Annotated in this window: 14 protein-coding genes; 6 read left to right on the top strand and 8 right to left on the bottom strand. The window is 40.1% G+C overall.

The features are described from left to right. Positions 1–99: 99 nt before the first annotated feature. From MS6x_RS13815 to MS6x_RS13800, 4 genes are all read left to right on the top strand, one after another. A complete protein-coding gene (locus tag MS6x_RS13815) occupies positions 100–2,598 on the top strand; it encodes a zinc-dependent metalloprotease (protein WP_482603038.1) in 2,499 nt (832 codons plus the stop codon). Between the two features lie 181 nt (positions 2,599–2,779). Beyond that, positions 2,780–2,938 (top strand): hypothetical protein, encoded by a 159-nt coding sequence (locus tag MS6x_RS13810; RefSeq protein WP_482603036.1) that lies wholly within the window; start codon positions 2,780–2,782, stop codon positions 2,936–2,938. A gap of 681 nt (positions 2,939–3,619) precedes the next feature. After that, complete coding sequence (locus tag MS6x_RS13805) at positions 3,620–5,539, top strand: DUF294 nucleotidyltransferase-like domain-containing protein (protein ID WP_482603034.1); 1,920 nt, start codon at positions 3,620–3,622, stop codon at positions 5,537–5,539. Position 5,540: 1 nt separating this feature from the next. After that, positions 5,541–6,200: a 3'-5' exonuclease gene (locus MS6x_RS13800; protein WP_482603032.1), complete on the top strand. Its 660-nt coding sequence runs from the start codon at positions 5,541–5,543 to the stop codon at positions 6,198–6,200. 11 nt (positions 6,201–6,211) lie between these two features. Here the strand turns inward: MS6x_RS13800 and acs are convergent, their stop codons facing one another. The 8 genes from acs to MS6x_RS13760 all read right to left on the bottom strand — a co-directional run bounded on the left by acs (position 6,212) and on the right by MS6x_RS13760 (position 14,959). Then, a complete protein-coding gene (gene acs / locus MS6x_RS13795) occupies positions 6,212–8,119 on the bottom strand; it encodes an acetate--CoA ligase (RefSeq protein WP_482603030.1) in 1,908 nt (635 codons plus the stop codon). Between the two features lie 145 nt (positions 8,120–8,264). Next, the gene (locus MS6x_RS13790; RefSeq protein ID WP_482603028.1) at positions 8,265–9,980 is read right to left on the bottom strand and encodes a sodium:solute symporter family protein; all 1,716 of its coding nucleotides are present in this window, start codon (positions 9,978–9,980) and stop codon (positions 8,265–8,267) included. Positions 9,981–10,004: 24 nt separating this feature from the next. Continuing rightward, complete coding sequence (locus MS6x_RS13785; RefSeq protein ID WP_482603026.1) at positions 10,005–10,265, bottom strand: DUF4212 domain-containing protein; 261 nt, start codon at positions 10,263–10,265, stop codon at positions 10,005–10,007. 221 nt (positions 10,266–10,486) lie between these two features. Then, a complete protein-coding gene (locus MS6x_RS13780) occupies positions 10,487–11,347 on the bottom strand; it encodes a methyltransferase family protein (RefSeq protein ID WP_482603024.1) in 861 nt (286 codons plus the stop codon). A gap of 136 nt (positions 11,348–11,483) precedes the next feature. After that, positions 11,484–12,764 (bottom strand): glutamate-1-semialdehyde 2,1-aminomutase, encoded by a 1,281-nt coding sequence (gene hemL, locus MS6x_RS13775; protein WP_482603022.1) that lies wholly within the window; start codon positions 12,762–12,764, stop codon positions 11,484–11,486. A gap of 10 nt (positions 12,765–12,774) precedes the next feature. Next, complete coding sequence (locus MS6x_RS13770; RefSeq protein ID WP_482603020.1) at positions 12,775–13,617, bottom strand: glucosaminidase domain-containing protein; 843 nt, start codon at positions 13,615–13,617, stop codon at positions 12,775–12,777. Between the two features lie 95 nt (positions 13,618–13,712). After that, positions 13,713–14,618: a 1-aminocyclopropane-1-carboxylate deaminase/D-cysteine desulfhydrase gene (locus MS6x_RS13765; RefSeq protein WP_482603018.1), complete on the bottom strand. Its 906-nt coding sequence runs from the start codon at positions 14,616–14,618 to the stop codon at positions 13,713–13,715. Between the two features lie 11 nt (positions 14,619–14,629). Then, a complete protein-coding gene (locus MS6x_RS13760; protein ID WP_482603016.1) occupies positions 14,630–14,959 on the bottom strand; it encodes a hypothetical protein in 330 nt (109 codons plus the stop codon). Positions 14,960–15,240: 281 nt separating this feature from the next. Here MS6x_RS13760 and MS6x_RS13755 point away from each other — a divergent pair, with 281 nt between their 5' ends. Continuing rightward, a complete protein-coding gene (locus MS6x_RS13755; RefSeq protein WP_482603014.1) occupies positions 15,241–15,399 on the top strand; it encodes a C1orf53 family protein in 159 nt (52 codons plus the stop codon). Between the two features lie 78 nt (positions 15,400–15,477). Next, positions 15,478–16,065 carry a DUF4136 domain-containing protein gene (locus MS6x_RS13750; RefSeq protein ID WP_482603012.1) on the top strand — a complete coding sequence of 196 codons (588 nt, stop codon included), beginning with the start codon at positions 15,478–15,480 and terminating at the stop codon, positions 16,063–16,065. Positions 16,066–16,067: the final 2 nt, after the last annotated feature.

Here is a 16,067-nt window from a genome sequence, read left to right as displayed (position 1 = left end):
GTCAGCTAAATAAAGGAATCCTTCTTAGGCTTATGATTTAATTAACAAACTGTTTCTCTAAATTTTCGGTTCTTTGAAAAATTCCAAACAAAAGTCAAAATGATTAAAAAACTACGTATTCCCCTACTCGCAATACTGTTTATCTTTAGTTATCAAACTACAGAAGCGCAACTTTTTAAAAAGAAAAAAAAGAAGACCGAGAAAGCTGCCGAAAAACCCAATAAAGACGCTATAAAACCCTATGACAAAGTCATTACCAAGGACGCCAAAACCGATATTGGCCTTTTTGATGTGCATGTAGTAGAAGATAAACATTACTACGAAATTCCAGATTCACTTTTCAATAGAGAAATGTTAATGGTAAGCCGTATTTCTAAAACCGCTTCAAAAATAGGTTTTGGAGGTGGAAAAATTAATACACAAGTGCTACGGTGGGAAAAACGAGATAAAAAAGTACTGCTACGTGTGGTTTCGCACGATGTTGTCGCCGCAGATTCATTACCCGTGCATGAAGCGGTGGTAAATTCCAACTTTGAGCCCGTTCTTTTTGCCTTTGATATTAAGGCATTTAAAAAAGATTCGCTAAATCCTGATGCAGACGCTACTGTTATTGAGGTGGACGATATGCTAAACAAGGACACCAAAGCATTGGGAATGCCAGAATTTTATAGAAAAAGATATAAAGTAACTCGTTTGGATAGCGATAAGAGCTTCATTGAAAGTATAAAGAGTTACCCGCTAAATGTAGAGGCACGGCACGTTAAAACATACATAGCAAGTAACCCGCCTAGCAACAGTAGCTTAGGTACTATATCTGTTGAAATCAACAATTCCATGGTTTTATTGCCTGCGGAACCTATGAAAAGACGGTATTTTGACCGTCGCGTGGGCTGGTTTGCCAGAGGACAGGTAGATTATGGACTAGATGCACAGGAAAGTAAAACCATAACCTTTTTAGACCGTTGGCGCTTAGAAGTAAAAGATGCCGATATCGAAAAATTTAAGCGAGGTGAGCTAGTCGAACCAAAAAAACAGATTGTATACTACGTTGATAGAGCTACTCCAAAACAATGGGTTCCTTTCATAAAACAAGGAATTGAGGATTGGCAGGTTGCCTTTGAGGCTGCAGGTTTTAAAAATGCCATCATAGCCAAAGACCCTCCAACCGTCGAGGAAGACCCGGAATGGTCTCCTGAAGATGTTCGGTATTCCGTGGTGAGGTATTTAGCATCACCGATTCCAAATGCCAATGGCCCTCATGTGAGTGACCCAAGAACGGGAGAAATATTAGAGTCCGATATCAACTGGTACCATAATGTAATGTCCTTACTCAGAAATTGGTATTTTGTTCAAACAGCTGCTATTAATCCAGACGCCCAAGGTGTTGCGTTTGAGGATGACGTTATGGGCAGGCTGATCCGCTTTGTTTCATCCCATGAAGTAGGACATACATTAGGACTTCCACATAATATGGGAAGCAGTGTAGCATACCCTGTAGATTCCTTGCGCTCAGCAAGTTTCACCAAAAAGTATGGTACCGCTCCATCGATTATGGACTATGCCCGGTTTAACTACATTGCCCAACCGGGCGACGAAGGAGTAGCCTTGATGCCAGACATCGGCGTATACGACAAATATGCTATTAAATGGGGGTACAAGCCTATACTGGATATGTCTGCCGAAGAAGAAAAAAAGACGTTGGACAATTGGATTTTAGAACACGCCGGAGACCCGCTATACCGCTTTGGCCATCAGCAAGTGGGAGATGTTGTAGATCCTAGTTCGCAGACCGAAGATTTAGGAGACGATGCCGTAAAGGCAAGTACCTATGGGATAGCTAACTTAAAACGTATCGTTCCAAAATTAGTAGAATGGACTAAAGAAGATGGAAAAAACTATGATGATTTAGAAACGCTTTATGGACAGATAGTCTCTCAGCTAAATAGATATATGGGTCATGTTTCCAATAATATTGGGGGTGTTTACGAACACCATAAAACGTATGACCAAGAAGGAGCCGTATATACCCACGTTCCCAAAGCGCATCAGGAAAAATGTGCAACGTTTCTACAAAACGAACTATACAAAACGCCCGAATGGTTACTAGATCATGATATTTTTAGTAAAACTCAGTATTCAGGTTTTGTAGAACGCATTCGTTCCATGCAGGTTAGAACCTTGAACAATACCTTAAGTTTGGGGAAAATGGCCCGACTAATAGAAAACGAGATAGCGAATGGTTCTGAAGCGTATACCCTATTAGAGATGATGAGTGACCTAAGAAGAGGCATCTGGTCAGAACTTCCAAGGGGTAGCGCTATAGATACCTACAGAAGAAATCTTCAAAAAGCGCACATTGACCGTTTAGCTTATTTGATGACAGCAGAGAACCAAAGTAAACAACCAGACCGTGGAGGATATCGGAAATCTACGGCAGTGAACACGAGTCAGTCCGATATTCGTTCTTTGGCAAGGGCAGAGCTGAACGCATTAAAAAGAACTATCAGAAATGCAGTTCCTAAAACATCCGACAGAATGAGCAAATATCATTTACAAGATAGTTCGGAAAGAATAGACATGATTCTGGAGCCAAAATAAAAATCCGATAACACAGGTTTTTGATGACAAGTCGTTCAAATACACATATCTCCGACGAGCGCTTTTCCTAAACCACAACGTAAGTAGATTTAACATCACAAAAAGCCCATTTTACAACAATGGGCTTTTTCGCGTTTCTAAGCGCCTTACTTTTATCATGTAATTAAAAACCCCCAAATACATGAATACTAAAATAAAAAGTCTCATATATCTAAGTTGTTTTGTTTTTGCCTCGGTCTTTTATCATGCGACAATTGAAGACAACCAAAATCAACTTTCAGAAAAAATTGAAATGTCAGAAACAAATGCCGTAGCAGATAACGAGGCCAACGATTTGTAACAGATTTGATTTAGTAAGACCTACTTCTACCCAATCTAGAGCGCGGCCATGAGCCGCGCTTTTTTTGTTATAAGCAATACGGTTAAACACCTTATTTTAATAACTACAAACCAAGCGAAGGTACATCCGTTAACTGTTTCCATTTATCTACAGTTTACAGTCATTCATCATTAATCAAAGTCTGTTAGACAACGATAGACTTTTACAGGTTCTCGTGTGTTTTATCTTTGTCCCTAAATTATAAGACCCCAAATCATGACCTATAAAATTAAAAGTTTAATCTATCTAAGTTGTTTTGTTCTTGCATCTATACTGTACTATGCTGCGATAGAAAGTAATTCTGAAGTGTTTACAGATAGAGGTAAAATGAAAGATACCACCCTAGTTGCTGAATACCCTGCCCAAAATTTTTAGGAAAGTGATTCACCCTAACACCTACATATCTACAAAATAAAAATCAAGCCCATAAACAGCAACCCTAGTAGCGTCACATTTGAAAAAATGTGACGCTTTTTTAATTTTAAAATAACCCTTGAATCACGGCAATTACTCATATTCAACTAATAAAATCTTAGCAAAAACCCTTATCTTAATTAACAACTTTTAAGTTAGTACGTAATTAGTTATCGATTTTCTAAAGAAAAAATTTTAGTGCCAAAACTTATTTCTGTACCTTATTTCATGCAAAATTCAATTTCAGATAGAATTGCTGATTTTCTAAAGAAATTTCCACCGTTCTCCTATTTAAGACTAGAAGAATTACAAGCATTTTCACCAGAAATCACAATTTTATATAAGGAAAAAGATGCCGTAGTTTTTGAATTCGGTTCCGCTCCCCATCCTTTTTTTTATGTAGTTCACAAAGGCGCCATAGGGCTTATACGTAAGGAGGACGGTATCACATTAGATATTTGTGATGAGGGTGATATTTTTGGCTTACGCCCATTAATGGCGAATGAAAACTATAAACTGCAGGCCAAAGCCCAAGAAGAAAGTATTTTATATGCTATTCCCATCGCACTTTTTAAACCATTTATAAAAGAAAATGTTGACGTAGGTAGTTTTTTGGTCGAAAGTTTTGCCTCCAACACACGGAACCCATATTCTAATAGCCATAAAGGGCAACTTTTGGGTGATAGCGCCCAATTTAACCCAAACAACTCCGGGTCACGATTGTTAGATGTGCAACCGGTTGAGTTCAGCTCTAAGATTACCAGTGCCAACCCAGGAACACCAATACAGACCATTGCCAAGAAAATGTCAAAAAAAGGAATTGGAGCTATGCTAATAGAGAAAGACGGGCTCCCTTTAGGCATTATTACGGATAAGGATTTCAGAAACAAAGTGGTCACAGGAACCGTCCCCATTTCGGCCAAGGCTAAAACTATCATGTCCACTCCCGTCATTACCTATCCGACCAATTTAACCATTACCCAAGCACAAATGGCCATGATGAAAAGCGGTATCAGCCATCTTGTGCTTACCGAAGACGGAACGCCCAATACAAAATCTATTGGTGTGCTTTCAAAACATGATATCATGCTTTCATTGGGCAACAATCCCGCGGTTTTGGTTAAGGCAACCAAACGCTGCCAACAAATAGACGAGTTAAAACCTATACGAAAAGGGGTAATGAATTTGTTAAAGGGATATTTGGAGCAAAACATTCCCATGAACCTTACCTCCAAAATAATATCCGAGCTAAACGATGCCTGCACAAAACAGGTCATAAGGCTCTCGCTAAAACAGATGGATACACCACCGCCGACAGAGTTTGCTTGGTTGGCTATGGGAAGCCAAGGAAGAAGTGAACAACTCCTGCACACCGATCAGGATAATGCCTTAGTGTTTGCGACTGTTACAGTTGCCAAAATGGAAGAAACCCGCAATTACTATTTACGATTAGCCAAACTAATTACAAAAGGCCTACATAAAATTGGTTATGCCTACTGCCCTGCAGATATGATGGCCTCCAATCCTAAATGGTGCTTAAGTGTAGATGAGTTTAAACGGATTACTACAAAATGGATTACCAATCCAGGACCGGACGAAGTGCTTTTATCCTCTATTTTCTTTGATTATAATCTTACATATGGCAATAAAGATCTTACGGACGAACTCTCTTCCCATATTTTTAAAACAGTGAGCAACTATCCCATTTTCCTTACACATTTGGCTAGCGGTGCATTGCAGAACCCATCGCCCTCGGGTTTCTTTCGAAAATTTTTAGTGGAACAAGATGGTGAACACAAAGATTTTTTCGATTTAAAACGCAGGGCCTTGATGCCTTTGATAGATGCAGCCAGAGTACTTATTCTATCCCAAAACGTAAAAGGAATAAATAATACGTGGCAACGCTATGAAAAAATGGCTGTATTGGAGCCGAATAACGCAGAATTATATCTCTCCTGTTCCTATGCCAGTAAGGCACTTCTAAAATTCCGCACAAGACAAGGGCTTGCTCACAACGATTCAGGCCGCTTTATTTCTTTGGAAACACTTAACAAAGAGGAACGAATGAAACTAAAAAGAACCTTTTCTTCCATCAAGGATATTCAAGAGGTTATCTCTATTAGGTTCATGACCTCCAGAATGCGCTGATATGTTCAAAAAAAAGACATACCCCGATTTCTGGAACCACTATGTAGCATCCTTTAACAATGGATTGCCCCAAAAAATAGAGGACAACAAATTTGTGGTGCTAGATACCGAGACTACCGGTTTTAGTGTGAATGAAGATCGGATACTTAGCGTTGGCGCCTTAATCCTGAAAAATAGATCGATACGACCAAAACAAGCTTTTGAAGTTTTTGTAGACCAAACCAAATACAATGCGGAAACGGTAAAAATACATGGGATTTTAAAAGGTGGAAAAAAAACTACGATTACGGAATTGGAAGCTTTAAAAAAAACCTTACAACTTCTGGAAAACGCTGTTTTAGTAGCACATCATGCACTATACGATGTTACTATGCTGAACAAAGCATTGAAACGAAACGGACTTCCCAAATTACGGAACAAGACTTTGGACACCTCCAGATTATACCAAAGAACACTTAGTAGGTCAAAGCGAAATGAATCGAATGGTCATAGCACATTGGACGATATGGCCAAGGCGTTCGATATTTCGCAAAAAGATAGGCATACGGCGCTTGGAGATGCCTATATTACTGCCATTGCTTTTCTTCGGATAATAGAAAAAATAAAGCCTGCCACACTCAACGACTTATTGAAACGAGACAGACTTTTTAGGTTATGGTAAATAAAAGTTAGTTACAAAGAATCTTTAATGATCTCTTCCACTACTTCAGGATTTAGCAAGGTAGATGTATCACCAAGATTACTGGTATCCTTAGATGCAATCTTCCTTAGAATACGTCGCATAATCTTACCGCTCCGGGTTTTGGGCAACGCATCCACAAATTGAATCTTATCCAACTTGGCAATAGGCCCAATATGTTCGGTAATCATTTGATTTATTTCCTTTTGCAAATTTTCCCGATCTCTAGACTCGCCCGTTTCCTTCAACATTACATACCCATACAATGCGTTTCCTTTAATATCATGAGGAAAACCAACAATCGCAGATTCTGCCACGGCGGGGTGTTCGTTAATGGCGTCCTCAATAGGTGCCGTACCCAAATTATGACCAGAAACAATAATAACATCATCTACGCGGCCAGTGATACGGTAATAGCCTACCTCATCCCTCAAGGCTCCATCACCTGTAAAATACTTATCCTTGAATGCTGTAAAGTAAGTCTCTTTGTAGCGTTGGTGGTTGCCCCATATAGTACGTGCCATAGATGGCCAAGGGTATTTGATACACAACCTACCATCTACTTGATTGCCGGTAATCTCGGAGCCATTTTCGTCCATGAGCGCTGGTTGTATACCTGGCAGCGGCAAGGTAGCATAGGTGGGTTTAGTAGGTGTTGAAAAAGGTATTGGAGAAATTAAAATACCACCAGTTTCGGTCTGCCACCAGGTATCTACAATAGGGCATTTCTTATCCCCTACGTGATCGTTATACCAGTGCCAGGCCTCTTCATTAATGGGTTCTCCTACAGTACCCAATACTTTAAGGCTCGAAAGGTCATGGGAATTCACAAAATCAAGATTCTCTTTGGCCAAAGCTCTTATAGCAGTTGGTGCAGTATAAAATTGTGTCACCTTATGTTTTTGAACCACGTCCCAAAAACGCCCAAAATCTGGATATGAAGGCACGCCCTCGAACATAACGGTAGTTGCTCCATTTGCTAAAGGACCATAAACAATATAGGAGTGACCGGTTATCCACCCAATATCGGCAGTACACCAATACACATCATTTTCGCGATATTGAAATACATTTTTAAACGTATAGGCTGTATATACCATATATCCTGCAGTGGTATGCACCATCCCTTTAGGTTTACCTGTAGAACCAGATGTGTACAATATAAACAATGGGTCTTCTGCATCCATAACCTCGGGTGGGAAATCGGCATACGCATCGTCCATTAATGGTGCGAGCCACTCATCCCTACCTTCTTTCATTTTAACTTTCGAATTGGTACGTTTTACGACTAATACATTTTTAACATCTGGACAGTGGTCCATGGCGTCATCCACTATTCCTTTTAAATCGATTGTTTTTTTACCACGATAAGAACCGTCTGAGGTAATCACCATTTTTGCACCACAGTCGTTAACCCTAGTGGCCACAGCCGTAGAAGAAAATCCTGCAAAAACAACGGAATGTACCGCACCGATTCTTGCACAAGCCAAAAGGGCTATGGCCAACTCGGGAATCATGGGAAGGTAAATAACGACCCTATCCCCCTTTTTTATTCCTTTATCACTAAGCACATTTGCCATTTTACAGACGCGCTCCATCAGCTGCTTATAGGTAATATGTTGCGCTTTCTCCTTTGGGTCGTTGGGCTCAAAAAGAATGGCCGTTTTGTCTCCGCGTATGTGCAAGTGCCTGTCTATACAGTTTTCCGTAATATTTAATTGGGCCCCTTGAAACCATTTCACCTCTGGCTTTGAAAAATCCCACTCAAGCACCTTATCCCACTTTTTTCGCCACAGAAAATGTTCCTCTGCGATTTCGTCCCAAAAACTTTCAGGATTTCTAACCGACTTACGGTATACTTGATAGTACTCTTCCAAATGTTTGATATGATAATTGCTCATATAGGTCGGATTTTTTTAAGTTTCGATGCTATTAACTGATTATAGAAATGAGTATCCGTCATTATTTGATATAAATATAAATATAAAAGTATCGAATTTGGAAACCAATAGTCCCTCTTTTCGACCAGCTACCAATCATGAAACATTAATGCGATGATGCTTCTCCTGCACCACTAGGTATCCTGATATTCTCTACAATTTCCTGTACCTCGGCAGGTGGCTCCGGAGTAAATTGATTAACAACTATAGACACTACAAAGTTCACAACCATGGCAACAGAGCCAAAGCCTTCTGGAGATATACCAAACCACCAAGAACTTTGTAAGCCGGCAACGGCTTCCTTACCTCCATCAAAAATACCGAACTTGAATTTTAGCATATAAAAAAGCATTAATAAAATACCTACGACCATACCGGCAACAGCACCTTCCTTGTTCATTTTCTTATAAAAGATACCCAATACGATAGCAGGGAAAAAAGATGCTGCAGCCAATCCAAAGGCAAGTGCGACCACTGCGGCTACAAAACCTGGCGGATTAATACCAAAATAACCAGCTATCACCACGCCTACGGTAGCAGCACCACGGGCAGCCCATAATTCTCCTTTTTCTGAAATATTGGGAAGAACTATTTTCTTTACCAAATCATGGGACACAGAAGATGAAATCACTAAAAGTAATCCCGCGGCAGTAGATAATGCAGCAGCCAAACCACCAGCCGCTACCAGACCAATAACCCAAGCCGGTAAATTAGCAATCTCCGGATTCGCCAGTACCGTAATATCGCGGTCTACCGTTAGTTCGTTTACCATGGCATCAGCAGCATATTGTATTTTGCCGTCTCCATTTTTGTCATCAAAAGAAATTAAACCTGTTGTCTCCCAGTTAGTAAACCAAACCGGCATACTATCATAATCCTTTCCACTAACCGTTTCTATCATGTTGGTTCTAGCAAAAACAGCCACAGCCGGTGCAGTAGTGTAAAGGATCGCGATCAATAACAAAGCCAGCCCGGCAGATTTACGGGCATCCTTAACTTTCTTAACGGTAAAGAATCGAACAATTACATGCGGTAGACCTGCCGTACCCACCATAAGTGCCAAGGTAATAGCAAATACATCTACTAAACTTTTAGTGCCAGAGGTATACTCCGCAAAACCCAGTTCGGTGGAGAGTCCGTCTAGTTTGTCCAATAAATACATCCCCGAACCATCATTTACGGTACTACCCATACCTATTTGCGGAATAGGGTTTCCTGTCATTTGAATGGATATAAAAATTGCCGGTACCATAAACGCAAATATCAATACACAATATTGGGCCACTTGAGTATAGGTAATACCTTTCATGCCTCCAAGTACGGCATAGAAAAGTACAATGACCATACCTATGATTACCCCTGTTTCTATATCAACCTCTAAATATCTTGAAAATACAATACCTACGCCCCTCATCTGTCCCGCTACATAGGTAAAGGATACGAGCAAGGCACAGAAAACGGCAACCATTCTAGCAGAATTGGAATAGTAACGATCCCCAATAAAATCGGGTACTGTAAATTTACCGAACTTTCTTAGGTATGGTGCAAGAAGGAGCGCAAGCAGCACATAACCTCCCGTCCATCCCATAAGATATACAGAGCCATCATAACCCGAAAAAGCAATAATACCTGCCATGGAAATAAAGGATGCAGCGGACATCCAATCCGCAGCGGTGGCCATAGCATTGGCCAATGGGGAAACGCCGCCGCCCGCCACATAAAACTCTTTGGTAGAACCTGCTCTGGCCCAAATGGCAATACCTATGTAAAGACTAAATGTCAAGGCGACAAGGACGTAAGTCCAAATTTGAACATCATTCATGGTATTGGGGTTTAAGATTGGTAATTATTCGTCGTAGCCGTATTTTTTATCCAATTTGTTCATTAAGTGGACATAGATAAAAATTAAAATGACAAATACATAAATACTGCCTTGCTGTGCAAACCAAAAACCGAGTTTGAAGCCCCCAAGGCTAATGTTGTTCAAAGCGTCCTTGAAGATGATTCCCGCTCCGTAGGATACCGCAAACCAAATGGCGAGTAGAATGAATAAATACCTTACGTTCTCTTTCCAATAGGCTGATGCCCTTTTTTGTTTTTCCGACATTTGTAGCTGGTTTGTAGATTGTTTGATAGTAGTCCTAAAAATACTATTTAAAAGCGTAATAATTGTCACCATAGCAACTAGATAACAGTTATGAGCTAACAGGATAGTAGTAAACCAACAATAGCTTTACCATTTCTGCCCTACTATTTTTGAGTATGGACCTTAATTAAGTTTTGATTAACTCATAAGTTCATCTGGGTTACGAATAGCAACGTAAAAGACTATTTGGAAGGCTTGATTACTTTAGGAATCCAACACCTCACGTTCTTCCTATATTCAGAATATTCGGGTTCAAACCTTTTTGCCATATTTTTTTCTTCGATGGGGCGGACTACCCATTGCCATAAAACTGCGCCAAGAAGGGCATAGATAAAAATTGGAACCGAGGCTACAATTAGACTTACTGCAATTCCTTGGCCTAGTCCGGCAATTGCCATAGGATTTCTCACATACCTGTATGGACCTGCAATTACCAGTTTTGTGGTTTGATTTATGGGCAAAGGTGTTCCTCTCCCTAGTTTAACCATAATCATAGCGCTAGCAAGACCTAATGCACTAGAAATAATTAATAGGACCAGTCCGGACACTAGCGAGGTTGTATTGTATGGAATAAATTTTTTGCCGAAGGCCTCCGTAAGCATCCATGGAAAAAAAATTAAAGTTATACCCCAAACACATACAATCTGAATTATAGTTTTTGACCCATTTACCGCAGTACTGGTAGACCCAGATTCCCGAAATATATAATCTTGAAAAACTAAAAACACATTGTAAAACAGTCCTAAAGTCATTAGCGTTGTAGAAAGATAACCCCCTTGGGTAAGTAGCGCTGCATTGATGCAATAAAGTGTCCCATATGCGAACCCGCCCAAAATAATAAACTCTAGTGCTTTACTATTCTTGTAAGAGCGAAGTATTGAAAGTGAAGCGATTACGGCAATATCCGGTGCAAAAAAAGAATTAAAGGCCTGCACACTAATATTCGGGAACTGAAATGCATTGAAAAAAACGTCACTTATGGTAAGACCCAACCACCAAAGTAGAATAAGTGTTGCCTGCACTAAGTATCCTGTTCCTTTCAATTGTTAACTATTAATATCCTTAACTTGACTAATGGATTTGAACGGAAACTAAAACATAACTAAATCCTGTTCCAAATATAAGGAGAAGCCTCCGTGTTAATTTTCTGTAAGACATTCAAAAAGGAGAATCAATCCCCTAAAATTTTAACTTCACAACTGCTTCAATGGTTTCCTCCAGATCTGCATAACTAAGCGCATCGTTTAGAAAATAGCTTTCAAATGCAGATGGCGGCAGGTATATTCCCTGATTTAGCATGCCGTGGAAATAGGCATTAAAACGCTCATTATTTCCTTTGGCAGAAGATGCAAAATCTACAACAGGCTCATCTGTAAAATGAACGGAAATCATACTTCCAAAACGGTTTATTTGGTGCGGGACTCCTTTACGCCCCAAGGCCTTGCCAATACCTTCATGTAGAAACGCAGTTTTTTTGGCAAGACTTTCAAATATATCCGTATTTGCATTGAGCTCGGTCAGCATAGCTAACCCGGCGCTCATTGCCAATGGATTTCCACTTAAGGTCCCCGCTTGGTATACAGGGCCATCGGGTGCCAAATGATTCATAATCTCGGTTTTTGCCGCAAAGGCACCTACGGGCAATCCACCACCGATGACCTTCCCAAAAGTAACAATATCGGCATCTATACCCAGTGCCTCTTGCGCACCGCCTTTGCCCAAACGAAAACCGGTCATTACCTCATCAAAAATGAGCAAAATTCCCTCTGCCGTGCATACCTCTCGTAAACCTTTTATGAATTCATCCGTAGGAACAATGCACCCCATGTTCCCTGCAACTGGCTCGATTATTATAGCGGCTATCTCCCCTTTGTTGGCACTTACCAAAGTTTTTACCTCTTCCAAATTATTGTACGCCGCCAACAAGGTATCCTTTGCGGTACCTTGGGTAACACCGGGGCTGTTGGGACTGCCAAATGTAACGGCACCACTACCTGCTTGTATTAAAAAAGAATCGGAGTGTCCGTGATAGCATCCAGCAAATTTTATAATCTTATCCTTGCCCGTAAACCCACGTGCCAAACGTACAGCACTCATACAGGCCTCCGTGCCACTATTTACAAATCGTATCTTATCGATGTTTGGTACCATGGACACAGCCAATTTTGCCAACTCGGTTTCTATCTCGGTGGGCATCCCAAAAGAGGTGCCTTTTTTGGCCTTATCTATAATCGCATTTATGACGGGTTCGTAAGCATGACCTAAAATCATTGGTCCCCAAGAGGCTATATAATCGATTAATTTATTACCGTCTTCATCATACAAATAGGCACCTTTTGCTTCTTTTACAAAAATTGGATCTCCGCCTACGGCCTTAAAAGCTCTTACCGGGGAATTGACGCCTCCGGGTATGTATTTTTTGGCCTCTGCGAAGAGGGCACTACTTCTTTTGTATATCATGATTTGGATTTCATTTGGCCGTCTTGACCATCAATTTTTGACCAACGGCAAGGTTAGCATTCCTTAGATGATTCATTTTCATTAATTCATCAATAGAGACATAATATCTTTTAGATAAGGAATAGAGCGTATCCCCTTTTTTAACGATATGTACGGCATTATTCTCCGCAATAACCGGTCTGTTGTTTTCGTAAACAGATTTGGGCATATCGCTATCATATTGATACAGTTGATGCTTTTCGATAAGATAAATCAGCTTTTGGGGGTATTTTTTATCCGTTGCATAACCCGCCTTGCGCAGTCCATTTGCCCATCTCTTGTAATCTGTGGTATCATAATCGAACAAAAAAGCGTATCTACTTCGCGTGGAAAGGAACACGCTATGGTCCCGGTAAGAATACATAGGATGGTTGTACTTTCTAAAACACTCTCCCTTAGCATCATCATCATGAAAATCATAATCCCCCTGCCAACCGGTATGGCACTTGATTCCAAAATGATTATTGGTCTTTTGAGCCAATTCGCCCTGGCCGTAACCGCTTTCCAAAAGCCCCTGTGCCAACTTTATACTCGCAGGAATACCGTAAGCCTTCATTTCTCGTTGGGCTACCTCGGAAAAGGTTGAGATATATTCCGATATGTCGTTAATTTCAAAACGTTGGAACCTCCCGTTACCAGTGGGTAGTGTGGTATCAACTTTATATTTTGTGTCGGCAACATCCGACTTAGATTTTTGGCGTTCGGCACGGACATTCTTGGTCCGCAACGAATCGGAATATGATTTTTTTGATTTACACCCCGTAAAGTAGGTGCAAAAACCTACGAGCAATAAGAGCAAGAATTTTGTTTTCATTTAATTAAATTATCGCATACCAATTTACTAGAGCCACCTTTGTACGCCTGGGATTGGGTATTGGAAACCCTTAAATTTAGCAATCGTTATGGGCTTCATATAACTAATAAAGGTAAATTTTTCTTCTTCAGCATGATGTTCATTCCATTAATCCCTTGAATTCCACCCGTGTGAATGGCTAGAATCTTGGAACCCTTGACAAAATTATCATTCTTAATCATATCCAACAACCCAAATAACATTTTTCCCGTGTAAATAGGATCTAAGGGTATACCTGTTTCTGATTTAAAACTGTTGATGAACCTTACAAGATCCTCCGTAATTTTAGCATAACCTCCAAAATGATACGCTGTAATCAGTTTCCAATTATTACTTGTTGTAATTTTAGTTATCACATCAGAAAGAAAATCGCCCTTTAGCGCGGGAAAACCCAGTACTTTTTGATGTTCATAGGACGTATTAATAAGGCCGGCAATCGTTCCACCGGTGCCAACACAGGTGCAAACAAAATCAAACTCCTTGTCCTGTTCCATCAGAATCTCTTCACAACCTCTAACTGCAAGGGCATTTGTCCCTCCTTCGGGCACCAAGTAAAAATCGCCAAATTGTTTCTTTAGTTCTGCTATGAATGCGGCGGTATCCCTTTCTCTATACACTTGTCTGGATACGAATTTAAACTCCATCCCATTCCTGTGCGCTTGCAACAATGTTGGATTTTGGCTCCAGTTTTCTTGTAGCTCTTCGCCCCTTATGACACCAATAGTATTTAGTCCCCAATTCTTTCCCGCATAAGCCACCGCCGCAATATGATTGGAGAAAGCCCCGCCAAACGTTACTAACGCAACACTGCCATTTTCTTTGGCAGCTTGTAGATTATATTTTAGCTTTCGGTATTTATTTCCGGACATGTTCGGATGTACTAAATCCTCTCGCTTTAGGGCAAGGGTAACATTTTTTTCCTCTAGTATGGAAAGATTCAAAAATTGATTAACGCTCTGCAAACAGTCTTACTTCAGCTGCAAAGGTATTTAATAAAGCTGTATGGTTTACGTTTGGCAAGGTAATCGGGTTGGTTTTCCTTCTGATATGCCTCACGTTCAAAACTAATGTTCCGATATGCACGGTAACTATCCAAATACCATAGGGTGCGCAATGCCCATTCTATAAGATAGAGGAGGTAGAATGGCAAAATCAACAATTCTTGTTGTTGCCGTAAATGAATTTTTTCGTGATTAATAAGCGTGGTATCGGCTTTAAGAGCATCGGTCTTTAAAAAAATGAAAGGCCATAAAGAGAGTCCCACATAATTTTTATAGAAGAAATGTCTGAAAACCAATATCATAGGCAAATTTATAAGCTATTATAACAAAGATAAATGTTAAATTTTTGATTTAAAAAAACACTGGGTTTTCTTCCCAACAATTCCGATAAACCGGTAAACTCCTTAATTTCCTCATAAAACTGAAATTTGAATTAAGGTTATCAACAGAAAACGAGTAACTTTATTCTAATTGATGTGTTTAAGGTTCCTATATGCCTAGTAAAAATGCAGAATAGTAGCTAAAATAAATAATTTGACAACCAAGGTGTCGGACACTTTATCGGAGAATAAGCTTTAGATAGATGAAGGAAATAATACCAATTGAAGAAGGGGATTTTTATTGGAGTGAAGAGGGGTATCGTGTTTTCACCAAACAGTTTCATTTAAAGCGTGGTTATTGTTGCGAAAGCGGCTGTAGGCATTGTCCCTATGGATACGACCCTAAAGTAAACCATAGGTGAGTTATCAATAAATTCGGCATGATTATTGAAGTTATTTTAGTATAATTAAGAGGCCCTGATAATTTAAAAAATAAGTCTATGAAACATTTAAAATTACTACTATTACCAGTGCTTGCCCTTGTATTCCTTAGTTCTTGTAACTCGGTACGCGTACTATCCGATTATGACCAACAGGCCAATTTCAATGAATACAAATCGTATGCATTCTACAAAACCGGAATAGATAAGGCGCAAATTTCCGATTTGGACAAAAAAAGAATTCTACGAGCTATAGAGGAAGAAATGACTTCTAGAGGTTTTGTAAAGTCTGAAAATCCAGATATCCTCATCAATATTTTCACCAAAGAACAGGAACGCGTAGACGTCTACAACAACAATTTTGGTTGGGGCGGAATGGGCGGCTGGGGCTGGGGAGGTTTTGGTGGCTGGGGCTGGGGACCTGGACTCGGCTGGGGCTGGGGAGGCGGTGGCATGGTAAGCACCAGTACCGAAGGATCTTTATATATTGACTTGGTAGACACCAAAAGCAAACAACTTGTATGGCAAGGAAAAGGCGAAGGTACGCTGGCCAACACCAAAAACATACAGAAAAAAGAACAGCGGATAAAAGAGTTTGTTTCTCAAATAATGGAACAATATCCTCCTAACGGGATAGCGGCAAATTAAAG

It is taken from the genome of Maribacter sp. MS6 (assembly GCF_056839185.1).
The sequence above is the reverse complement of the archived record's forward strand: the minus strand, read 5'-3'. Positions and strand labels throughout refer to the sequence as shown.